The following is a 22,192-nucleotide window of genomic DNA, read 5'->3' on the forward strand; positions in this document are numbered from 1 at the left end:
GGAGCGCACCTGGCATTATGAGTTTTATCCGCCCCGAGCATTTGAGCTCCATCGATGCAGATTCCTGGCCCAATGTGGCTACAGTCCCTTCATCTCGTTGGCCTGGTTTAAAGGCTCGCCGTGCAGAGGCTGAATTTGCCAAGGCTTGCGATGACGCCGGATTGGAACTCGACTTGGAAGTAGAGGGCGGACCAGATCTCAAGGTCGGACACGATGCTTTGTTTGAACGAATCGCCGCCAGTGGATGGCTGGGGTTCGCAGAAAGCTTTATGGCAGGAGAGTGGTCCGTCAGCTCGTCCTCCCAGCTGGTAAAAGTGCTTGGGCGGTTGCTGGGGGTGGGATATCTTCCCAAGGCCAAGATGCTAGACACCGGCAATTCGGAGCCAGGGGAGTTGCCGATGGAGTTGGTCCGGCTCTATTCCGGTGATGGTTTAAGCCATGTGGGTGGCATCTTTTCTAGCGGTGTGCCGACGACCATTAGGGAGACAGTAGAAAGCTATAGCCCCAAGGCCGGCCGCAAGGAACCGAAAAGCCACTTCGTGGATGTCACGACGCTAAGCGAGCCCACGAGTGTGGACAGAGACGATTTGGGCGATGCCCAGCGCCGCGCAGCGGACTGGCTTCTCGACGTCACTCGCACCGGCGCCGGAACCCACCTATTAGTGTACCCGGCCGCTGGAATGCAGCCTGCCATGCGCGCGACCAAGCGGCGCGCAACGGTAGACGTATTGACCAGCGATGTAGATCAGATAAGTCACATGCGTGAGGCACTCGTGCTCGAGGGGGCAGATGATTCCATCCATGTGGAACGCATTCCCGGGGTTGTCCCAAATCCCAAGCAATGGCGCGGACACTATGACGCAATCGTCACCGTGGAAAAGGTAGAACAGCTTAGCCCGCAGGAGCGCAAAGAGTATATTCGCGCAGTCGACCGGTTCTTAACCCCTAATGGCCGTGCAGGAATTCAGTCCCTTGTGGCGACCGAAGCAATGACCGACGCCGGAAAGGCCTCGATTCAGGCCTTGCGGGCATATGTGTGGCCTGCACTGGACTATCCGCTTACTGCGGAGCTGCACCAGCTCGTCGATAAGAACTCGAACCTGCGCATCGTATCGGAAACACACGTGGGGACGCACTACCTAGAATCTTTGCGTCAGCAACGATCCTTTTTTGATGGGCACCTGCGGGAGGCCGCGGCGGCTGGGTTCGACCCAGTATTCCGCCGCCTGTGGACCTTCCAATTTGCCCTCCGCGAGGCCTTAATGACGCTCGGAATGATTGATGCGGTGCAATTTGGATTGGCCCACCGCAACCGTGGGGGACGCCGCTAGGCGGGCGGCAGCTCGTCGAAGTTTTTCATCAGGTCCGCGCTGGGCACAAAGAAGTTGGTGCCAGTAAGAGCGGTGGAGAAGTCTAGAATGCGGTCGTAGTTCCCCTCCGGCTTGCCGATGAACATATTGCGCAAACGTTCCATGACGTTTTCTGGATCCTTTGCATAGCCGATGAAGTAAGTACCCATCTCACCAGCAGCAAAAGAACCAAAGACCATATTCTCGCGGTAGATATCTTCCTCAAGGTCGTTGAGAGCAACGTGAGAATTGGAAGGCTTAATACCATCGTCGAGCTCGATATCGTCAGCCTTTGTGCGACCAATGACCTTTTCTTGCTCTTCGGTGCTCAGCTCGTTCCACTTGTCGAGGTCGTGGATATATTTTTGTACGGTGACATAGGAGCCACGGGGGTAATCGGCGGCGTCGTCAAGCAGCACGGTATCCAAAGCTTCCTCGGCGAGGGGATTGGCGGTGCCGTCTACAAAGCCAAGCAGGTCGCGCTGGTCAAGGTATTTAAACCCGTGGGTCTCATCGATGACCGTTGCAGCATCACCCAGTTGGTCTAAAACCTGCCGGGCCATTTCGTGGCAGAGATCGTAGCTATTAGCGCGGAAGTGCAACAGAATATCGCCTGGCGTTGCTGGGGCCTTGTGCGCTGCGTCAATTGCCTCGAATTCCTTTAGCCGATTAGGAAGGGGTGCGCTGGTCAAACGCGGCCACATGGAGGCGCCAATGCCGACTACGGTATAAAGCTCGCCGTCGTTATAACGGAAGTTTACGGACTTAAACAGTCCAGCGAACCCCGAAAGCATATCGCGGGTGGATTGCTCGCCGCCATCCTTGATCTCAAGGACCAAGAAGAGCGCTGCGCGGGAAGGCTTATCTACTACATGCTGAATCGTCATAATGCCGATTTTACGCACCCAGTAGTGATCAGGTCCGTTCGCCGACTTGGAATCGCCCCTGATAGAGACCTGCTTGGCCTTTATATGCGCTAGTGTGCATTTTAGTTGAAAACTAACCGATAGCCGGGTGAGAAGATGTGGGGCATGGATACGAAGAAGCAAAAGAAAAGCACCGCGCGGATCTTCGTATTATTTGCGCGGAAAGACGATTCATTTGATGAGTCCTTTGCAGGGGTTGCGCTGACGCGCGCCCAAGAAAAAGCCATGGGGCAATGCGTAGACCGCTCAGGGGTGACCTGTTGGACTGAAGAGACATGCCTGCGTGGGTGGAACGGTCCACTGGATGAAGAACACCATCCGGAAGTGGTTTACATCGTATTTAGAGGTGGACACGCGCAGGGATCGGATCCGTCGAGCGCAGAATTCGATCCAGAGCTTAAGGCCGCATGTGCTACGAGAGACCAAGCCGAGAAAGAAGTCGCCCGCGGCAAGAATAATGACGAGAGACCAATCTTCGTGAAGGAATGTCATATTTGGAAAGCTTCATTCGGGCGCGTGTTGTCAGGAGCGAACAATAGAGGCGGGGTCCAAGTATCAATGTATGGAGTCAGGAACTAAAAGGGGGGAATGCCACCCCTAGTTTAAATGACATAATGTACATTATCGGACATTTATCCATGGTTGGGGCAGTTCCTTATTTATACCTTGGCATACCTCGAGCCTTCTAGTCGGTCTTATCAGAATCCCCGCTTGCTCCTTTTATTGCGGCGACTATCTTCGCACCGCCTTCTGCTGTGAAGCTCTGCTTTGCGATGTCGCCCAGTTGCCGCGATACACTCCAGTGGCCACTGGTCCGCCAAGCTGGCTGACTAATCCTATCGAGGGTCGCCGGTATGCAGTCTGCCCCTGTGACGCCAGGCGCCTTAACTATTAAGCACTATTGAGCCCCTCCGTGCCACGGGCGTCAGCCATCTATGGCGTGTGGGTCCCGATGTGTGGTCGGACGGGTGGATTTCGGCAAAAATACACCCTACTGGAGCATGCAACCACACCACCATATAACGTCACATTGACGATATTCGGGGCAACTACCGTTCGCTTTGGATGTCTTATTTAACGATTACGGTAAGCACTCCACAGCTGCCATATTGTCAAAAGCGCCAAGCAGGCAGAAATCGCTACGATGACCCACATGTGTTGAACGGCTACGAAAATGGTAAAGCCGATGACTATAAGAAGGCGCAGCCACATAAACGGGATCATTTGGCGGGTGTTCATAGGCTAGTCCTTATTAGTCCTTCTTGAAGGAAATGCGAAGATTGACCTCGCCCTTTTCCTCGACCTTTGCGGCCAACATTTCCGGGGTTTCTACGCCATAATCAAGGCGATTAACTGGAACGGTGCCGCCGATGACGATGTTATCCCCGTCGCGGAGAACGTCAAAGTCTTGGGAAACCTCGTGTGTCTCATCCTTGATGGTCAAGTCACCGGTGAGCTTTACCGTGCCAATGGTGCCGTCATCTGGGACGTCGGCAAGCGAAGCGGGTTTGGTGAGCTTAAAGGAAGACTCTGGGTAAAGTTGCGTCTCAAAGAGTTTGGACTTCATATTTTGGTCGCGGACCTTTTTATCCGTAGACAACTCATCCATATCCACGGTGACCGTCGCGGTTTTGAGGGTGGAATCAGAAATTTCTGCTTGACCGGTTACCTCAGTAGTCGAACCAGATGTAGTGGTCTTTTCTGCAGGTAGGATCTCATTGAAGGTAAAACCAACCGAGGTATGATTATCAGCACGCCCCTTGGCAACCTGCCAGGATCCATCTAGTTCCGTAGACGCAGCCTTAGCTCCATCGGCGGAAATAGGCTCTGTTTTTACACCGGCGCCCTTGAGAAGCGAATACACCATAGGGCCAATGGCCACGGCGGTGAGCAATACAATGAGCACCACAAAGATGGTAATGACGAGCTTGCGGTTATAAAAAAGCTTTTTCATCTTCTATCGAAGTCCTTCTAGGCGTCGGGCCAGGGCTACAAGCTCTTCGCACAAACCGGCAAGCTCCTGCGCACTAGCACCTTCCTCCGCGGCGGTATTGATATCTTCTGCGGAACAACGTAGTTCAAAAAGTCCGTCGCGCAAACTTTCTGCCTTCTCCGGAGTAAGGATCACAGCGTTAGCGGGAATACCCGTGCCACTAACATTATTTCTTTGCTCATACGCCCGCTGTTTGCACGAGGCGCTGCAAAACTTCCGTGGCCGCCCTCTACCGCCTTGATCAATGTCCTTCCCACACCACTGGCAGGAACCGACGTTGCGTTCACGACTAGCTGTACGGATCACCCGATACACTTTAGTCCATTTTGGGCGGGCTGGGAACAAAGGCGCGAGGGTGTTCGTTATAATTAGTAGCTCTTAGGCGAAGTTTTGCTTCGCACTCAATCAGGGATCTCTTTGAAAAGGATGATGTTGCATGGCAGATCGCGTACTCCGTGGCAGCCGTATGGGCGCAGTCAGCTACGAAACCGACCGCGACCACGACCTCGCACCGCGCCAAATGGTGAAGTACCGCACCGAAGACGGCGAGATTTATGAGGTGCCTTTTGCGGATGATGCTGAAATCCCTGAGGAATGGATGTGCAAAAACGGCAAGCTAGGCCACCTTGTAGAAGGTGAAGGCGTTGAGTCTAAGCCGGCTAAGCCGCCACGTACCCACTGGGATATGCTGCGTGAGCGCCGCTCCATTGAGGAGCTGGACGAGCTCCTAGAAGAGCGCATTAACCACCTGCGCTCCCGTCGCCGTTCCGCAGCCCGCCTGCTAAAGGAGCAGCAGGAACAGCAGCAAAAGAACTCATAAGGTTCTGCCGCAGACAAAGGCCCGTACCTCCTTAGTTTTACTAAGGGACGGTACGGGCCTTTAGCGTTGAAGCATGGGCTACTTCTTCAACTGTGCAATCTGGTGCTTTGCTAGGTGAGCAATTTCCCCGGCGAAGTCAGATGCCCAGCCGGCGCCCTTGCGGGCCTGCACGCCTAGATCGTGAATGGAGCCATCCTTGACCTCACGATTGACCAGCTTGGATACGGCGCCGCCGAAATCCTGCAGCTGCTCCGTGCGGTGGGCAACGCCCCACTTGGTTACCTCCAGCAGGGAATCTTTCACGAAGGAACCATCAAGCTTGGACTCGCCGTATTCGCGCTCGGTGAAGGTAATAGGAACCTCGCGGACATCGAAGCCGGCCTTAACCGCGCGGAAAGCCAGATCCACCTGGAAGATATAGCCCGCCTTGGATAGCTCGTCGAAATCAATGGATTCGAGGAGCTCGCGGCGGAAGGCACGATAACCGGCGGTCATATCGGACAGACCAGCGCCCAGCGCCACGGAAATGTAGATATTGCCCAAACGGGAAAGGTACTCGCGAGAAGCCGGCCAGTTGACGGTCTCGCCGCCCGGAATATAGCGGGAGCCGATAACTAGGTCCGCACCCTTGTCTACCTCTTCGAGCAGCAAGTGCAGCTGCTCCGGCGCGTGGGAGCCATCTGCATCCATCTCGCACAGTACCTGGTAATCACGCTCCAAGCCCCACTCAAAGCCAGCGATATAGGCGCCTAGCAGGCCACCCTTGCCTTCGCGGTGGAGAACGTGGATATGGTCATCCTGCGCTGCGAACTCATCGGCCTTGTCGCCGGTGCCATCGGGCGAGTTATCGTCCACGATGAGGATATGCACCTCTGGGACCGCCGCGCGGACGCGTCCAGTAATGAGAGGTAGGTTTTCGATCTCGTTGTAGGTCGGGATGATGACCAAGGTCGAGGCTTCAAGCGTGCTCACAGTGTTTATGCTCCTACGTATGTATCTGTGCCGGAGCGGCGCGGGGTGCGTCGCAGGCGGTTTGTGCGCAAAGCTACCAGTGCGCAGACTGTTCCAATAATAACCATGAGCCATTGCAGGGGCGAACCAAACCTAACGGAAAAGGTCTCGCCGCTACGCAAAGGCAACTGCTCCACGAGAGCGGCCGGCGTAAAAATTTCCGTGGACTGGCTGACGCGGCCATCGGGGTGAACAATGGCAGATACTCCAGAGGTTGCCGCCACCACCACGGAACGGTCTGTCTCCATCGCACGCAGCCGGCTCATGGCCAATTGCTGGTAAGTCATATCCGAGTAGCCAAAGGTGGCGTTATTGGTTGGCGTAGTCAGCAATTGTGCGCCATTTTTGACCGATTCTCTAAAGGCGTTGTCGAAGGAGACTTCGTAACACGTTGCCACGCCTACCGGCACGCCCGCCATGGAAACCACACCTGGACCATCGCCGGGTTTGAAGTCCCCGGCAAGATCCACGTAGCCAGAAAATTTGGCAAAGAAATCCCGCATCGGCATGGTCTCACCGAAAGGCTGCAGGTACTTCTTATAGTGGTGGTCCCCTACCGCGTGGCCAGGAGCAAAGACCTGCATTGTATTGCGGGCGCCCACGTCATCGCGCGTAGCGGTGCCAACCAGAACGGGGGCATCAATCGCATCAACGGCACCACTGATTGCCGCGGCTGCCCTACCGTCATGGAAAGGATTGATATCGGATGAGTTTTCAGGCCAGATGACAAGGTCGATGTCCTTGTCACGCGCGGCCAGCTTCTTCGTTTCAGCCACATGATTATTGAGAACCGCTTGGCGCTGCCCAGCAAAATCTAGGCCCATGCGGGGTACGTTTCCTTGAATGGCAGCAACCTTTGCTTCACCGACAATGGAGTCGTCGCGGTTGATGCTCAAGCCCGCTACCGTCGCGGTCGCAAGGGGAAGAATAACTGTCACCAGTGCGACGGCCTTGGCCTTCCACCCGCGTTGAATCACCAAGGCGGCGATTCCGCAGCCACACAGTACTGTGGCGACGGTGATAAGCGAGGTGCCACCCCACGGCGCTAGCTTGGCTAGCGGCCCGTCGATTTGCCCCCAAGCCAGTTTGACCCAGGAAAAACCACCGAAAGGTAGAGAAGAACGCAGCACCTCCACCGCGAGGTAGACGAACGGGAAAGCAATAAAACCGTACTTCCACCGTGCCACCGCGGCGCCGCCAAAGCCCAATAGGATGGCGTAAACCGCAAGCCATACTGCCAACGCAATATACGGCCCGCTTCCCACCAATTCACCGATCCAGGGCAAGGTGAGAAGATAGAGCACGAGTGAATGCGCTACCGCGAGTAGTGCGCCCAGACGGGCGGAGACGTGCCTAGTTCCCCAAGGCATCAAACTCACATAGAGCAAGCCCATGCCTGCGACTGCGGCCCACCACCAGCCGCGGGGCTCAAGGGCGGCATAAGTAAGCAGACCAGAAAGGCCCGCCACTAAAAGGCGGGCAAGGATAGGCAACACTAGCTCTTGCCGCCCTTAGTCTCGCCACCGGCAGGGCCAAAGTCATCCGGATCTAGGTTTTCAGTCCACCGGCGAATCTCTTCCTCATCCAAGACCTCATGTGGGCCAGCGTCCTGAGTACTCGGGTGCCCGCTGTGTGCGGCTTGTCCGCGGCCGAAGGAGCCAAAATCGCCATACGTGTCATGCTGCTGCGCCATCGGGGTTGCCTCGTAGATCTTGACACCCATATTCTCGATCTTGCGGTACAAAGACGCTGCCATAACTGTGCGGATGAGTGCACGGGTGGGCGAGAAAATAAGTAGGGCGCCGAGAATCGTGGTTAGGAAGCCAGGCAAGGAGAGCAACATGCCGCCTACCAAGGTAAGACCTACGTTGCTGGCAGTCTTGCCCATATTGCCGCCGCGGACAACGTAAGTGCCGTCTCCTGTGCGCTCGACCTGCTTTCCCATCAAGCGCCGGACTTCAATGCCGGCGATGGACATTCCGAAAAACATGGTGACAAAGAGCGCGATTAGCGCCCAACCAACACCGATCCATGTGGATACGGCCCAGAAAGTCAGGGTTTCTGCGACCATGTAGAGAGCAAAATAGAAAAACGGCATGGCTTCAGTTTAACGAGGCAGACTGAAAATGCGCTGGCAACACTCGTGAACTATGCTGCAGCCGCGGCAGGTTAAACTGGTGCGCATGTTTACTCCTGCGCTTTTCGACGACCCTCAGTACGGCACGTGCACCCGCATCCACGTTGCCGGCGGCAGCACCCACGCCCCAGATTGGGCAACTTTGGCAGAATGCGCCAGTGCTTGCGCGGATGGATTTGTGTACATCGACCGGTTTTCTGCCATCGAGCTGCGCGGAATTACGGATGCGGAGGCGCTTAAGCGGCGGCTCCAGGGCCTGCATCTACATGCCGCCACGGTGCCGGTGCTGGCCTCACCCCTATCGGCAGCGGCCAAGCAGGCGGCCCAAGACATTGCGGCTGAACTGGGTGCGGTAGAAGGTGGGCCAGGTCTTGCAGTCATCGCGGGAGAGGATAACTTGCCCGCGGGTGCCGCTGGTGTGAGCTTAAACATCGACAAGGATGGTTCTTTGTACCTTGGGCGCTCCCCGCTTGTCGACACCCCTACTGCCCCACTTACCCCACACGCCGCCGCCCGTCATTATGAGGAAGCACTCCAGTGCGCGGAGGCCGAGGAACACACAAGCTCCGCCCTGGCAGAACCCGGCCCCATTGGCTGGCTGGATGAGCATCTGCCTGCGGGCATCGTTGATCTGGGCGCAGGCGTTCATAAAGGCGCAATTCCAGCCGAGTTTGCACAGCTCATTGGGCAGCTGGAAGTAGACATCACCGTCACCCCTTGGGGCGGATTAGTCTTTCACAATATCGCTGAGGGCGATGCCGAGGTGGTTCTGCGCGTACTCGCCCCGCGTGGATTCATCTTCGACATCAACTCCCCACTGCTCCGCGCACACTAGCAGGATCGCAGACTCTAGCGTGGCATGTGCCGCCAGATTGGGCGCGGCACGAGGCGCATGATCCACGCTAGGCCCTGTAGAGCTCTGGGGATCCAGATGGTGCGCGAACGCGGTCTCCCGCGCCGTGCATCGTGGTCTATGCAGCTGACCACGGCCTCGGCCACATCCTCTGGACGCACCGAAAGCGGCGCCGGTTTCATTCCTTCTGTCATGCTGCCAATCACGAAGCCGGGGCGTGCGGTAATGAGTCCTAGCCGACTGCCGTGCAGCTTGTCGGCCAAACCTTGACAGAAGGCGTCAAGACCAGCCTTGGTAGAACCGTAGACGTAATTCGCTCGACGGGCCCTCCACCCTGCGATCGAAGAAAACGCGATGATGTGACCGCGCTGCATGCGTTCAGAAACCAAGGTGAGCAGGGAAATCTGCGCCGCGTAATCAATTTTGGCGATGTCGACCGCGTGGGAAGCATCGCGTTCCGCTCGCTCCTGGTCACCCAGGATGCCAAAGGCTACAACCGCAATCTCCAGAGGTCCTGCTAGCTCTATCGCGCGATCGACAACGCCAGCATGGGACGGAAAATCTGCGGCGTCGAAATCAAGCAAGTGCACGCTGCGCGCGCCCGCCGCCCGCAACTGCTGTTCTCTACCGTCCATTCCATGGGTGCCACGAGCAGCGAGCACGATGTCCTTACCGGGAGCCACCCGCCGAGCTATTTCGCCGCCGATATCACTGCGGCCACCGAGGATTAGTACGCCAGCCATTTAACGGACTTCACGCGGAGCTAGGTTAAGGGACTCGTAGCCATCGCTAGTAAGCACCACGATATCCTCCAAACGCATGCCCCACTTGCCTTCCACGTAGATGCCCGGCTCAATGGAAAAGGCCATGCCTTCTTCCAATGTGAGGTCATTGCCTTCCATAATGAACGGCTCTTCGTGAGTGGATAGGCCGATGCCATGGCCAGTGCGGTGGACAAAGTTGTCGCCCCAGCCGGCTGCAGCGATTGCCTTGCGGGTAATGGCATCGATCTCTGCGGCGGTGCTACCGGGGTGGGCTGCAGCGCGGGCGGCTGCTTGGGCGTCGGCAAGCACGGCATAAGCATCCTGAAAGTCCTGCGGTGCCTTGGAAACCTCCCCGCCGACCACGTAGGTGCGGGTGCAATCGGAGTGGTAACCGGAAGGCAGAGTGCCGCCGATATCGACGACGACTGGCTCGCCCTCCGCTAACACACGGTCCGAGAAACTATGGTGCGGGTTGGCGCCGTTCGGGCCCGAGCCGACAATCACGAAATCGATAACGGTGTGCTCTTGCAAGATGAGCTCTTCCAATTCCTGAGCCACCTCCGCCTCGGTGCGGCCCGGCTGGAGGAGTTTTGGTACCTGTGCGTGGACCGCATCGATGGCCTGGCCAGCCTTGCGCAGCTCAGCAATCTCAGCTTCATCCTTGCGGGTAAAAAGCTCCGCCAGCGCGTAGGTAGCCAACTGATAATTGGCTTGTGGGATTAGATCCTGAAAACGCAGGACGTGGTCTGCAGTCAGCGACTGCCCCAGGGCCACATTGTTTAGAGCAGCGCCTGCACCATCTAGTGCTAGCTCATAGGGATTATCGCCGTCGTTCCAACTCCTTAGCTCTACATCCAGCTCTCCTACTGGAGCCGCCTTGATATCGGTGATATCGGTATTAGGCGCTGCGATCCACGCATTGCCTTGCTGCGGCACGACCAAAACGGTAAGGCGCTCGTGCGAGGAAACCCAGGAGCCAGTGAGATAGGCAAAGTCTGGACCCGTACCGATGAGGAGTAGATCGATGTCCTTGTCCTTAGCGGCCTGTTGGGCGGCCTGCAGGCGCTGGGCGTAGACATCAGCGGAAAAAGTCTGAGTAACAGTCATGTCCCAGAGTCTACTCGCCCAAGCCGCGGCCTCTAGGCGCCGATGGCTACCACACCGCGCTGAATGGCATCAATAGCCCGACGGGCATTGCGCTGAATCTCGCCGTCATAACCGGTCTTCGCCACCTGCTGCAGGAGGTCAATGACCTGCCGGCACCAGCGGACAAAATCACCGGGGGTAAGTTCGGCGCCGGCTTCATTAGCGGCAGCCATGCAATAGCCCAAGGGGGCACCGGCTGCCCATTGGTGGACGGCCAGGGCGAAACCAGCCTCCGGCTCACGGGTAGGCGGCAGACGGTGGCGCTGCTCATCGGCGGTGAGTTCGGTATAAACGCGCCACGTGCCATTCATGGCATCGGCCATGCGCTCGGTAGCTGCTTCTGGCTGCCCACTGGTAGCCTTGCGGTTTTCGAAACAGCACAAAGAAGCAACGCCGGCAAGCTCGGCAGGATCCAACTCATCCCAAATCCCGCGCTTCAAGCACTGTGCCACGAGCAGATCGGATTCGCTGTGAATCTTGGCTAGACGCTCGCCTTCCTCAGTAATTACGGGCGTGCGTTCGGAACCTACCCCGGTGAACTCGACATAGTCCATTTCTGCCAGAAGGTCAACGATGCGCTCGAAGGTGCGGCCCAAAGTATCTGTAGCCTTATTTACCTTGGACTGGAGCTTGTCTCGGTCACGCTCGCGCCGTGCGAGCTTTTGTGCCAAGCCCGCCAGCTGCTCGCGATCAGTAGCCGGCCACTCGTGCGCGGGATGAGCGCGTAGCTGATCGCGCAACTGCCCTACCCGCTTATTGGGCCGAGTACGGGGCTGCGACTTCATCCGCTTGGGGCGATCGAAGTGCTCACGGCGCAAGACATCCTGCACGTAACGGGTATTGCGCCGTGGGTTCTTGCGTACCGGCTTCGGCACTTTAATGCGCCCCACCTGAATGGGAGGATTATTGATCCCGGCGGCGTCGATCCGACCAGACCACCCAGATTCCGTGGTAATCCACGGGCGGGGATCCGCGGTCTGGTTAGCGGGCGTGACAACCGCAGCGAGAATAGGGCGCTTCTTGCCGGGCATGGCGATAACATCACCTAGCTGCAGACGCCCCAGAACCGCAATAACCTCTTGGTTGCGTTGGTTAGCGCTATCGATTTTGGACTGCTTTTCTTCAGCGCTGAGTTCGCGGCGCAGGCGGACGTAGTCCATCAGTACCTCGGCGGGATCTTCCCCGTCTTTGGCAGGAGGTGCTAGCGACGCCACGGCATCATCCAGCTGGCTGCGCAGCTCGCGTACTCGATGTTCCGCGCGCTCAATTTCACGGGTTTCTTCCACCACCGAGCCATCCGCTTGGAACTGGGCAAAAGACTTCTCTAACAACCGAAGAGAGTCTTCGAACCCAAGCATGCCCAGCAAGTTGATTGCCATATTGTAGCCTGGAGCGAAGGTAGAAATGAGAGGGTAAGTGCGGGTGGAAGCAAGGCCGGCTACTTGACGCGGATCCATGGCGGGGGCCCATTGCACGACTGCATTGCCCAAGGTATCGATGCCGCGACGCCCCGCGCGGCCAGTTAGCTGCGTGTACTGGCCGGGGGTGAGATCAACGTGGGCCTCACCATTGAATTTGATGAGTTTTTCTAGCACCACGGTGCGCGCCGGCATATTGATGCCGAGAGCCAAGGTTTCGGTAGCGAAGACGGCGCGGACGAGGCCGCGTACGAAGAGGTCTTCCACGATGTGCCGGAAGGCCGGCAGCATACCTGCATGGTGTGCCGCGAAGCCCCGGGAAAGGGCTTCGCGCCAGCGCTTGAAGTCTAGGACCTGTAGATCTTCTTCGGGGATACCTTCTACACCAGCATCGACGATTTCTTTGATCTGCTGCGCTTCTTCTTGGGAGGTAAGCACCATGCGGCTGCGCAGACACTGATAGAGCGCGCCATCGCAGCCAGCGCGGGAGAAAATGAAGGTAATGGCCGGCAGCATGTCTTGGGACTGGAGTACTTTCAGTACCTCCGGACGGCCCAGGGGGCGATAGCGATCCTGCTGGCGAGAAGCACCGGAGCGTCCCCTTCCCTTTCCGCGGAATTCACTACGACCGCCGCCCTTGTGGCGGGCGCGGGCGCGAAAGCCCTTGCCGGACTTATAGTCTGCGCGACCGTCATCGGTATCGCCGGCCTCAAGGCGCTGGATTCTACGCTCTAGCTCGGCGTTGACTTGTCCGCCGGATTCGGGCTCGAAAAGCGGATAAATCTTACGTCCCAGCATCATCCACTGGTCGAGCGGAACTGGGCGGTGTTCGGAAACGATGACGTTGGTATCGCCACGCACAGTGGAAAGCCAATCGCCGAATTCTTCCGAATTGGACACTGTGGCAGATAGACCAATGATGGAGACATGGTCTGCCAGGTTGAGGATTACCTCTTCCCACACTGCGCCGCGCGAAGCATCAGCCAAAAAGTGGATTTCATCCATGACCACATGGGTAAGGCGATCTAGTGCTGCGGATTCTGCGTAGATCATATTGCGCAGCACCTCGGTGGTCATAACGACGATCTCTGCATCGGAGTTGATCGATACATCACCGGTGAGCAAGCCGACGGCTTCCTCACCGTGCTCTTCCACCAAGTCGTGATACTTCTGGTTGCTCAACGCCTTAATGGGAGTTGTATAAAAGCACTTGGTACCTCGGCTTAATGCCAGCGATACTGCGAACTCGCCCACAATGGTTTTGCCGGCGCCGGTCGGCGCGCACACCAGCACACCGTGCCCGTCTTCCACGGCTTGGCATCCCTTAACCTGGAACTCATCCAAGGGGTATGGCAGGGCTGCAGAAAAATAATCCAGATGAGTTTCAGTCATGACTCCCCAGGCTACCCGTGCCTAGAGGACATCGTCGAAAAAGCCGCCGCTGTTCGACGAAGTCCCGGTGCCGCCGGTGGTCCACGTCTGCGGCTGCTGTCGCTGTGCCTGCTGGACTGGTTGAGAAACCGGCTGAGAAGGAGCGGGCGAAGGGTGTACCTGGGTTGGCGCCGCGACGGGAGTAGGCCCTCCAACAGCGTCTGGACCGGCACCAAGCGGTGAAGCAGCCTCGTCGTCAAGGTCCATCCACTCGGGGCGCTGGCGTTGCATGCGCTTATCGTGGATGCGGCAGAACTGGAATGCAATCTCGATGAGAAGGATGAGCGATCCAGCCAAAACCACCATTGAGAAGGGATCCTGGCCCGGGGTAACAAAGGCGGCGAAAATCATCACGACGACAATAATGATCCGCCGCTTGTCCTTGACATGCTCATATTCCAGCACACCAATAAGATTGAGCGACACAATGAGCAGGGGAATTTCAAAGCTGATGCCGAATATCAGCAGCAATGCCAAAAGGAAGTAGAAATAGCGTTCACCTGTCAGCGCTGCTGTTTGGTACTCTTCACCGATGCCCATGAGGAATTCCAGCCCAACGGACAGGATGAAATACGCGAGCACGGCGCCAGCAACGAATAGTCCCACTGCGGCAGAGACGAAACTCAAGGTGTAGCGACGCTCATTTTTATGGAGGCCAGGGACTACGAAGGCCCAAATCTGATATAGCCACACCGGCGAGGACAATACGGTGCCCGCCAGAGCGCCTACCTTCAAGCGCAGCAGGAGCATTTCAAAAGGGCTGGTGGCCAAAAGACGGCATTCGCCATCCGCACTGAAAGAGGCGCGCTTGTCTGCTGGCAGCGCACAATAGGGCTCGCGGAGGATCTCACCCAGCGGGGAGATACCGAACGGTGCGCGTTGGTACCAGATAAAGCCAATGATGGCGCCGACGACCACCGCTAAAACGGCGATGATGACGCGGCGGCGAAGCTCCTGCAGGTGCTCCACCAAGGTCATCTCCCCGGTAGGGTTCTTCTGCTTGCGCGAAAAACGCAGCTTCCCCTTCACGTTCTTGCTTGCCTTCGGGGCAGAAACAGGTTGTGACTGTGGCGACATCAGTATGGCTCTTTCAACGCAAAGAAGCGAACACTTCCCTGCTGCGCGGATTACGAGAGTGTATCCACGCGCTGCAGAGGTGTTCGCGCAACGACGGGCTGGGGGCGTTTACTGCTGAGGGTTGGTGTTGCTCTGCTGGCCCGGCTGCATGTCCGGTCGATTCCAGAATTCCTCGTCGGACTGCTGCTTCTGGTTCAGCTGTGCCTGCGCCTGGGAACGCTGGGTATCCTCGGACTGCATCTCATTAACCTCAGATTTGAAGATGCGCATGGAACGGCCCATGGAACGTGCCAGATCCGGCAGCTTCTTTGCACCGAATAGCAAGACGATAACGAGAACGATTAGGCCGATTTCCATAGGTCCTAGGGTCATGGAGAAACCTCTTTCAACTAGTGCGCCAGCATGCCGAGCAGCGGTACTGCCGGAAAATCTTCCAGCGGGCGGGCGCAGTTAACGGGCAAGTAACTGGCTATTGAGTATAGCCGCTCAAAGCGGCATTTCCTCGCTCCGCAATGAGCTTAACCACGGATTGAGGAGCAACTACTCGCAACCTATCAGCTTGACCCAAGGCAAAACGAATCAGCCAGTCCACTGATCCCACAGGCATCGTCGCAGCTACTTCCCCATTTCCTAGGTCTTCGCCCAGCCGCATATCGTAATACTCAGCCAGCCACGTGAATTCTTGGTTAATTGCTAGTTTCACGGTGTCCGCGTTGCCCAAATTAAAGGGTGAAGCGGCATCAAAATCGAGGTCCTTCAGGTGCGGCTGCGCCTGCTCTTTTTCCATATGAGCGTTCCTAATGCGGTCGATCCGGAAGGTGCGATGGGCTTGCTTTGCTTCTTCCCATGCCGCCAGGTACGGCTCAGAATCAACGATGAATATGCGCGCCGGATCCACTAGCCTCTCGGATTCTGCATTAGACGAAGCACTCCAGTAGCGCAGCCGCACCCGCTTTCGTTCATTGACCGCTTGGGTCAAAAGCGCCTGGATATCCGTTTCTTCAGGGGCTGGAGTAGACAGTGAATCATAGATTGCTGCCGTCTTCTCATCCATGATGCCGCGCAATTTAGCAGCGGCGGATTCGACCGCGTGGGCGTCAATAAGCCCCGGCATGGCCTGCAGGGATTCTAAGGTAAGGAGCAAAGCACCGGCCTCGGTGGGGGTAAGCCGCAAAGCTTGGCTCAGGCCTTGATCATTGTGAATGGTTACCCCGTCGCGGTAGCTGAAGCTGAGATCAATGAGGTCTTCAGTATTTCGGCCTGTACCGGAACAAAAGAGGCGATCGAGGGCTTCCTTCAGCTCACCGGGTTCCATTCCCAAATCTGTAGCCGCTTCCATCGGCGTCTTGTCGGGGTGATTTTTAAAGTAGGGAATCAGGTTCAAAGAGCGCACGAGCGCTTGGAGCTTTTGCGATCCATCGGCCATAGCTAGCGTCCTTCCTGCCGTTGCGCCGCAGCGTGCAAAAGAGAAATGACCTCCTGGCGCACCCCGGCAGGTTCGACCACCTGTACCTCTGGCGCGTACCCGGCCGCTGTGCGCACGAGCCAATCCTTATCCACGTTGCGCAGCAATACTGTGCCATCAGGCTGCTTCTCGCCCGCATCCATTAACTCCTGTGCCTTTCCCACCGGAATGATAAGCCGCGCGTCTACCTTTTCTCCGCGCTGCAATGCGCGCTCTACCAAGACCTGCAAGGTCTCTGTTGGCACGGTGCGTTCTGCAGGATGATGTGAGCGTTTGATATCGGAGACGCGAAGCGCGCGAAAGACACGAGGGGCCCCGCGGTCCACATCGAATCCCACGATGTAGATGTGGCTATCGCGATTGACGACTCCCCAGGGATCCATCACGCGGCGTACTGGCTCAGCGGCCGGGTTTGCGCGGTAGGAAAAGGTAATGCGCAGTCGGTTGCGCACCGCAGCGAGGACAGAGGTAATAACTTCTGGGGCAAGGCGGGTGATGTCATTGACCGCCGTGTACACCGGCGCGCCCGAAAGGTTGCGCGAGGCGCCGCTGGCAGCAATCTTGGTCCACCCAGATAAAGAGAAATCGCTTAAGCCTCCCGTGGTACCCATTCCCCCTGCTATGCCTAAAACCATGGCCTCTTCCGGAGAAAATTCCACCGGCGGTAGCTGGTAGCTGCTTGCGTCGAGACGGTAGCGCGCACCATCCTCACCACCGGAATGCACAATGGGCACCCCGGCGCGTTGGAGGGTCGCTATATCCCGCGCCAAAGATTTGGCAAAAGCCTCGCCCGACTTATCGCCGTACCCGGCAACGTGGCGACGAATCCATGCAGCGCTGCGATCAGGGCTACCGCCGGAGTTTGCCGCGCCTTGTAGCGCGAAGGAGAGGTTGGTGAGCCTTTCTACCGCCTCATCATGCCGTTTGGGCGTGGGGTTGTGTGCTGCCACGTGCTGTGTTGTCTCCCTGATATGACTCTATGGTGGATCTAGCTGTGGTGTGAATGCATATAGTCTAGCAATGCATCGACTCGTTCATCGTGGGCAATGAAGGGATCCAAAAGTTCCTCGGTTCGCGGTTCGGGCCGATTGACTTTCAGCCGCGTCCAATCAACGGTGACATTGGCGCCACAGTTACGCGCGGTAGCCAAGAACTGGCCGCGCAGCGCAGCGCGCGTGGTCGCCGGCGCTGTGTCCATCGCGCGTTCAATATCAGCATCCTCAATCCAGCGATCGATAAGACCTTTGCGCAGCAGTACATGGTAGAGCCCGCGTCCAGGACGGATATCGTGATACGTCATATCAATCTGGGCCAGCTTAGGGTGGTCCCACTGCCCACCGAGCCGCGCACGGTAGCGCTCAAGCAGGGCGAGTTTAATGACCCAGTCGATTTCCCTGTCCACTTCGGAAAAATCTTGGGTCTCAATGGCGCGCAGGGTGCGTTGCCAGAGATCAACTACGCGCCGCATTTCGGCGGTAGGGGTACCAGCGTCTTCCCTTTCTTCCAGCCATTGGCTTGCGCGCATACAGAGCTGCTGTTGCACCTCCAGCGCGGTGACTGATCCACCTCCGCTAAGTGGTAGTTCGGTCGATCCCGTCATATCGCGCGCAATAGCGCGGATATGGTGAATCGGCTTTTCGATCTCATATTCCGGCAGCTCAAATCCGGCCTCCAACATTTCCAAAATGAGCAGCGTTGAACCTACTTTCAGCGCCATAGTGGGCTCGGCCATATTGGAATCTCCCACGATGACGTGCATGCGGCGGAAGCGTTTGGAATCGCCATGCGGCTCGTCGCGGGTATTGATGATGGGACGCGAACGGGTGGTAGCAGAAGAAACGCCTTCCCACACCTGGTCCGCACGCTGCGAGAGCAGGAATTGGGCGGGCTTATCGCCCTTAGCGGGTTGGACCATGCCGGCGCCGCAGATGAGCTGACGGGTGATTAGGAACGGCAACAGCGCTAGCCCTAAGTCCTTGAGGACCATATGGCGGCTAATGAGATAGTTTTCGTGGCATCCGAAGGAATTGCCAGCCGAGTCCACGTTGTTTTTAAAAAGGTACACCGCACGCGGGTGGCCCTCGGCAGCGAAAGCTTGCTCTGCTTGCTCGCCAAGCCGGTTGACAATGGCATCGCCCGCGCATTCATAGGCCAAAAGCTGGCTCAAACTGTCGCACTCGGCGGTGGCTATCTCGGGATGGGAGCCGACATCCAGGTAAAGGCGGCTGGCATTGGTTGAAAAAATATTGGAGGAGGAATGCTTTTGGACAATGGGCCTAAAGAGCACACGCGCTACTTCATCGGGGCTCATAGTGCGTTCCTCAGAGCCTGCGCTGGTAGCTAGGCCATATTCTGTTTCGATGCCCATGATGCGTCGGGCAAAGACAGGGCGCTTATCACTCACCCTTACTGCCCGCCCTTTTGGACATAGGAGCGCACGAATTCCTCGGCATTATTTTCTAGCAGCCCGTCGATCTCATCGAGAAGTTCATCGGTACCGGTGGTATTGATGCTGAGCTGCGTAGAGGTAAACTCCTCGTCGCCGGCGGAGTCATCGCCGCCATTACCGCCGGTAACCTGGGACTGGTGAGTGGACATAGGTGGAAGATCCTTTCTATGGATTCTGCTTTTATACGTGGTTATTAATTACGGTACTCGGGGTGGATCCCACTGTCAGTGAGTCTTTGGAGAAGATCCTCGACCGTGTCGGCGGCGTCAATCATCTCTCCACATTCAGCCTGAGTGAGACCAGTGGCGATATCCATGGGAACTGTGGCCCACGGTGCGGCGGTGCCCTCCCCTACTCGTACGGTGAGGCTTTGCCAGCTTGCGGCAATGATATCCTCGCCGAATTTCTGCGTTACTCGGCCGCGGAAATATGCGCGGGTGTCCTCCGGCGGACAGCTGGAAGCACGCTCAATTTCGGCGGGGCTAAAAAGCTGCCGCATCTGGCCTTTGCGCACTAGAGCGTGGTGAAGCGACTTGGTTGGATCAATCTCCGCGTACTGCAGGTCAATGAGCCGCAGCTTGGGGTCGTCTGGATTGATGCCGCGGTCGAGATAGCCCTTAATCAGGTGATACTTTGCCACCCAGTCCAGCAGGTGTGCGGCCTGCATCGGGTCTTTCTCCAGTAGCGCAACTACCTCGTCCCAGGCCGCGAGGACCTTATGATCGGCTGGCGTGCGTGGGGTTAGGCGTGCGCGATATTCGGCAAGGAGCTCTAGGGCGGTGAGCCGGCGGGCGTCGGCAAGCGTGAGGCGATGCTGCAGCTTAAGGTCACGGCTCACTCGTGGGACTTCCGCCACAGCATCCTTAAGGCGGAGGTCGCTGAAGTCCACGCCCTCTTCGATAGCATCGAGCACTAGGGAGGTCATCCCCAGTTTGAGCAATGTAGAGGTCTGCGACATATTCGCGTCCCCAATGATGACGTGGAGGCGGCCGTAGTCTGCATGGACTGCATGCGGCTCATCGCGGGTATTGATAATGCCGCGATTGAGGGTGGTCTCTAGCGAGATTTCTTGCTCAATGTAGTCAGCGCGTTGGGAGATCTGGAAACCTGGTTCCTCGCCAAACTCCCCTAGCCCCATGCGCCCGGCACCGATGACTACCTGGCGAGCAACAAAGAAAGGGATGAGGGCCTGCGCCAGAGTGTCAAAGTCCGTTTCACGGGAGTATTGGTAGTTCTCGTGCGAGCCATAAGACGCGCCCTTGCCGTCCACGTTGTTTTTATAGAAACGCAAGACAGGGCACGGGTCATGGTTGGCAAGGACGGACTTTTCTTGCGCGCTAAGCCCCGCTACGGCCGCGGCGGCTTGAAGGAGCGTGGCGTCACCTGCGGCGTCATAAAGCGTGGCGTCCCAGGCATTAGTGCATTCCGGCGCGGAATACTCTGGATGCGCGTGGTCGACATAAAAGCGGGCGCCATTAGCCGTGACCACATTGGCTACTCCAATGGCGTTGGGGTCGACTACGGGCACCGTCTGGTAGCGCTTGAGATCAAAGCCGCGGGAATCGCGCAGCGGGTGTTCCTCGGCAAAATCCCAGCGTGAGCGCGCCCCTGTGTGCATCGCGGCATAAGCTACTACCGCGTGAGTGGAAGAAATAATAGGTGAGTACTCCGGTAGCTCCGGGGTCGCAATTCCGTACTCGGTTTCGGTACCTATAACGCGGCTCATGCGCTCCTCCTTGTGGTCAATAGCTCCACCCGTTCTACGCGGGCACCGGAATGGTCTTGGGAAATGATCTTGGTCCACTCCTCCGGGTTGGTGGAGGTAGGAACATATTCTGATTCGGCGCGCTCGGCAGCGATGGCATCGAGCAAGTGCTGCTTGGCGATGCCCTCGTGGTCCCCGCCTGCCGCCTGCTCGCTGCCTGCGCGCAACCGGAGAGCGTCCTTGATAGCCAGCTTTTTGGCCCGCGAGAGGATATTGGCAATCATTGCGCCGGAGACAAAGTCGCGGTAATGCAGTATTTCGCGTTCTCCGCTGGAAAAGTGCAGCTGTACGAAGGGGCGATCGGCATAAAGCTCATCCACCGCGGCGTTAATGAGTTCGTCCAACGTGCCCTGGTGCGGCACAGAATCGGTGAAGTGGCGGGCGAAAATCTCTCGGGCACCCTGTTTATTCGGCCGGTTAACCCGGATCTTGATATCAAGCCGGCCGGGGCGCATGATGGCGGGATCGATGAGCTCCTCGCGGTTGGTAGCGCCAATGACGATCACATTGGACAGGCTCTCAACTCCATCGAGTTCCGTGAGCAGCTGTGGAACAACCGTGGTTTCCATATCGGAGGACACACCCGAGCCACGAGTGCGGAAAATCGATTCCATCTCATCGAAGAAGATGACCACTGGCCGGTCAGCGCTGAGCTGGGCCAATTCGCGGGCCCGCTCAAAGATGAGGCGGATGCGGCGTTCCGTCTCCCCCACATACTTATTGAGCAGCTCTGGGCCCTTGATATTAAGGAAGTAGCTCGGCTCCTCACTGCCTAATTGCTGGGCTAAAGAGTGGGCTACTGCCTTGGCAATAAGCGTCTTACCGCACCCTGGCGGGCCATACAGGAGCACGCCCTTAGGCGGCTGTAGCTCGTATTGGTGATAGAGATCGGGATGGATAAACGGTAGCTCTACGGAATCGCGGATCTGGGAAATCTGCTCGCCCAGCCCGCCGATATCCTCATAGCGCACATCTGGGACCTCTTCCAAAGAAAGCTGGGTGACTTCAGTCTTTTCCACCTTTTCTAGTGCGATGGCAGCTTTGGGGTCCACGAGCACGACCTCGCCTGCTGGCACGCGCGTTTCCTCGCGCAGCGCATGCGAAAGCAGCACTACCTTTTCCTCACCAGAGGAATTTGCCACTATCAGGCGGTCTTGGCTGAGGCGCTCCACCACCGTTGCTAGCTCGCCTGTACGCTCAGGCGGGCACCCTTCCACGACCACGAAGCCATCGCCCAAGCGAACCTGCTGGCCGGCCGAGAGGCTGCCTGGTTCCACGTTAGGCGAGACCTTAAGCTGCATAATGCGGCCATTGGTATAGACCTCCGCGGTGGTTCCCACTTCGCTGTGGTTCGGCGAATAACCTAGAAAAACACCGTAGGTCGATGCCGGCTCAGCCAGCGCGTTGAGCTCGGCAAAAAGCTGTTCTAGCTTCACGCGCGATTCTTTTAATAAGCCCGCCAACTTCTGATTGCGGGCGGCAAGCTGGCTGACCTGCCGCTTATAGTCCGTGGCTTCATCCATGCCCACTACTCTAACGCGGCGCGGGCAGCGAGAGAGGGCACTTGCCCTTTAAATTCTGGGCGTTG

22 protein-coding genes are annotated in these 22,192 nt (G+C 57.4%); 4 read left to right on the plus strand and 18 right to left on the minus strand.

Annotation, left to right across the window (positions count from 1 at the left end; genetic code table 11):
* Nucleotides 1–17: 17 nt before the first annotated feature.
* Nucleotides 18–1,331 (plus strand): cyclopropane-fatty-acyl-phospholipid synthase family protein, encoded by a 1,314-nt coding sequence (locus QP990_RS04080; protein WP_239208345.1) that lies wholly within the window; start codon nt 18–20, stop codon nt 1,329–1,331.
* Here the strand turns inward: QP990_RS04080 and QP990_RS04085 are convergent.
* Nucleotides 1,328–2,236 (minus strand): Dyp-type peroxidase, encoded by a 909-nt coding sequence (locus tag QP990_RS04085; RefSeq protein WP_239208346.1) that lies wholly within the window; start codon nt 2,234–2,236, stop codon nt 1,328–1,330. The genes QP990_RS04080 and QP990_RS04085 overlap by 4 nt on opposite strands.
* Nucleotides 2,237–2,380: 144 nt before the next feature.
* Here QP990_RS04085 and QP990_RS04090 point away from each other — a divergent pair, with 144 nt between their 5' ends.
* Nucleotides 2,381–2,854, plus strand: coding sequence for a hypothetical protein (locus QP990_RS04090; protein WP_239208347.1), 474 nt, complete (start codon nt 2,381–2,383; stop codon nt 2,852–2,854).
* 495 nt (nt 2,855–3,349) lie between these two features.
* On the opposite strand, the gene QP990_RS04095 is transcribed toward QP990_RS04090, so the two are convergent.
* From QP990_RS04095 to QP990_RS04105, 3 genes are read right to left on the minus strand one after another with little or no spacing between them, the layout of a single operon-like run.
* Nucleotides 3,350–3,514 (minus strand): hypothetical protein, encoded by a 165-nt coding sequence (locus QP990_RS04095; protein WP_023021569.1) that lies wholly within the window; start codon nt 3,512–3,514, stop codon nt 3,350–3,352.
* Between the two features lie 13 nt (nt 3,515–3,527).
* Nucleotides 3,528–4,229, minus strand: a complete 702-nt coding sequence (locus QP990_RS04100; RefSeq protein ID WP_239208348.1) for a YceI family protein — start codon at nt 4,227–4,229, stop codon at nt 3,528–3,530.
* Between the two features lie 3 nt (nt 4,230–4,232).
* Nucleotides 4,233–4,574 carry a hypothetical protein gene (locus tag QP990_RS04105; RefSeq protein WP_034655353.1) on the minus strand — a complete coding sequence of 114 codons (342 nt, stop codon included), beginning with the start codon at nt 4,572–4,574 and terminating at the stop codon, nt 4,233–4,235.
* A 130-nt stretch (nt 4,575–4,704) separates the two neighbouring features.
* Here QP990_RS04105 and QP990_RS04110 point away from each other — a divergent pair, with 130 nt between their 5' ends.
* Nucleotides 4,705–5,088: an RNA polymerase-binding protein RbpA gene (locus QP990_RS04110; protein ID WP_023021567.1), complete on the plus strand. Its 384-nt coding sequence runs from the start codon at nt 4,705–4,707 to the stop codon at nt 5,086–5,088.
* Between the two features lie 78 nt (nt 5,089–5,166).
* Here the strand turns inward: QP990_RS04110 and QP990_RS04115 are convergent, their stop codons facing one another.
* The 3 genes from QP990_RS04115 to QP990_RS04125 are packed head-to-tail and all read right to left on the minus strand — an operon-like array spanning nt 5,167 to nt 8,197.
* Nucleotides 5,167–6,060, minus strand: coding sequence for a polyprenol monophosphomannose synthase (locus QP990_RS04115; RefSeq protein WP_023021566.1), 894 nt, complete (start codon nt 6,058–6,060; stop codon nt 5,167–5,169).
* A gap of 5 nt (nt 6,061–6,065) precedes the next feature.
* Nucleotides 6,066–7,595, minus strand: a complete 1,530-nt coding sequence (gene lnt / locus QP990_RS04120; RefSeq protein ID WP_239208349.1) for an apolipoprotein N-acyltransferase — start codon at nt 7,593–7,595, stop codon at nt 6,066–6,068.
* Nucleotides 7,595–8,197, minus strand: a complete 603-nt coding sequence (locus QP990_RS04125) for an FxsA family protein (protein ID WP_284798503.1) — start codon at nt 8,195–8,197, stop codon at nt 7,595–7,597. The genes lnt and QP990_RS04125 overlap by 1 nt, the downstream gene beginning before the upstream one ends.
* 85 nt (nt 8,198–8,282) lie before the next feature.
* Here QP990_RS04125 and QP990_RS04130 point away from each other — a divergent pair, with 85 nt between their 5' ends.
* Nucleotides 8,283–9,071 carry a precorrin-3B synthase gene (locus QP990_RS04130; RefSeq protein WP_284798504.1) on the plus strand — a complete coding sequence of 263 codons (789 nt, stop codon included), beginning with the start codon at nt 8,283–8,285 and terminating at the stop codon, nt 9,069–9,071.
* Between the two features lie 14 nt (nt 9,072–9,085).
* Here the strand turns inward: QP990_RS04130 and QP990_RS04135 are convergent, their stop codons facing one another.
* The 11 genes from QP990_RS04135 to arc form a co-directional block, all read right to left on the minus strand.
* A complete protein-coding gene (locus QP990_RS04135; RefSeq protein WP_023021562.1) occupies nt 9,086–9,832 on the minus strand; it encodes an SDR family oxidoreductase in 747 nt (248 codons plus the stop codon).
* Complete coding sequence (locus QP990_RS04140) at nt 9,833–10,960, minus strand: Xaa-Pro peptidase family protein (RefSeq protein WP_284798505.1); 1,128 nt, start codon at nt 10,958–10,960, stop codon at nt 9,833–9,835.
* Between the two features lie 32 nt (nt 10,961–10,992).
* A complete protein-coding gene (locus QP990_RS04145; RefSeq protein WP_239208352.1) occupies nt 10,993–13,809 on the minus strand; it encodes an RNA helicase in 2,817 nt (938 codons plus the stop codon).
* Between the two features lie 21 nt (nt 13,810–13,830).
* Complete coding sequence (tatC, locus tag QP990_RS04150) at nt 13,831–14,925, minus strand: twin-arginine translocase subunit TatC (RefSeq protein WP_239208353.1); 1,095 nt, start codon at nt 14,923–14,925, stop codon at nt 13,831–13,833.
* A gap of 108 nt (nt 14,926–15,033) precedes the next feature.
* Nucleotides 15,034–15,297 carry a Sec-independent protein translocase subunit TatA gene (gene tatA, locus QP990_RS04155; RefSeq protein WP_284798506.1) on the minus strand — a complete coding sequence of 88 codons (264 nt, stop codon included), beginning with the start codon at nt 15,295–15,297 and terminating at the stop codon, nt 15,034–15,036.
* Between the two features lie 97 nt (nt 15,298–15,394).
* Nucleotides 15,395–16,351, minus strand: coding sequence for a YafY family protein (locus tag QP990_RS04160; RefSeq protein ID WP_284798507.1), 957 nt, complete (start codon nt 16,349–16,351; stop codon nt 15,395–15,397).
* Nucleotides 16,352–16,353: 2 nt separating this feature from the next.
* Nucleotides 16,354–17,340: a YafY family protein gene (locus tag QP990_RS04165; protein ID WP_284798508.1), complete on the minus strand. Its 987-nt coding sequence runs from the start codon at nt 17,338–17,340 to the stop codon at nt 16,354–16,356.
* A 38-nt stretch (nt 17,341–17,378) separates the two neighbouring features.
* Nucleotides 17,379–18,758 (minus strand): Pup--protein ligase, encoded by a 1,380-nt coding sequence (gene pafA, locus QP990_RS04170; RefSeq protein ID WP_284798571.1) that lies wholly within the window; start codon nt 18,756–18,758, stop codon nt 17,379–17,381.
* Nucleotides 18,759–18,796: 38 nt separating this feature from the next.
* Complete coding sequence (locus tag QP990_RS04175; protein ID WP_005324778.1) at nt 18,797–18,988, minus strand: ubiquitin-like protein Pup; 192 nt, start codon at nt 18,986–18,988, stop codon at nt 18,797–18,799.
* Between the two features lie 44 nt (nt 18,989–19,032).
* Nucleotides 19,033–20,565, minus strand: a complete 1,533-nt coding sequence (gene dop, locus QP990_RS04180) for a depupylase/deamidase Dop (RefSeq protein ID WP_284798509.1) — start codon at nt 20,563–20,565, stop codon at nt 19,033–19,035.
* On the minus strand, nt 20,562–22,127 hold the full coding sequence (arc, locus tag QP990_RS04185; RefSeq protein ID WP_284798510.1) for a proteasome ATPase: 1,566 nt from the start codon (nt 22,125–22,127) through the stop codon (nt 20,562–20,564). Before arc ends, dop begins: the two co-directional genes overlap by 4 nt.
* Between the last annotated feature and the right edge of the window lie 65 nt (nt 22,128–22,192).

Origin of the sequence: Corynebacterium sp. MSK071 (assembly GCF_030232125.1) — a bacterium.
GTDB lineage: Bacteria > Actinomycetota > Actinomycetes > Mycobacteriales > Mycobacteriaceae > Corynebacterium > Corynebacterium kefirresidentii.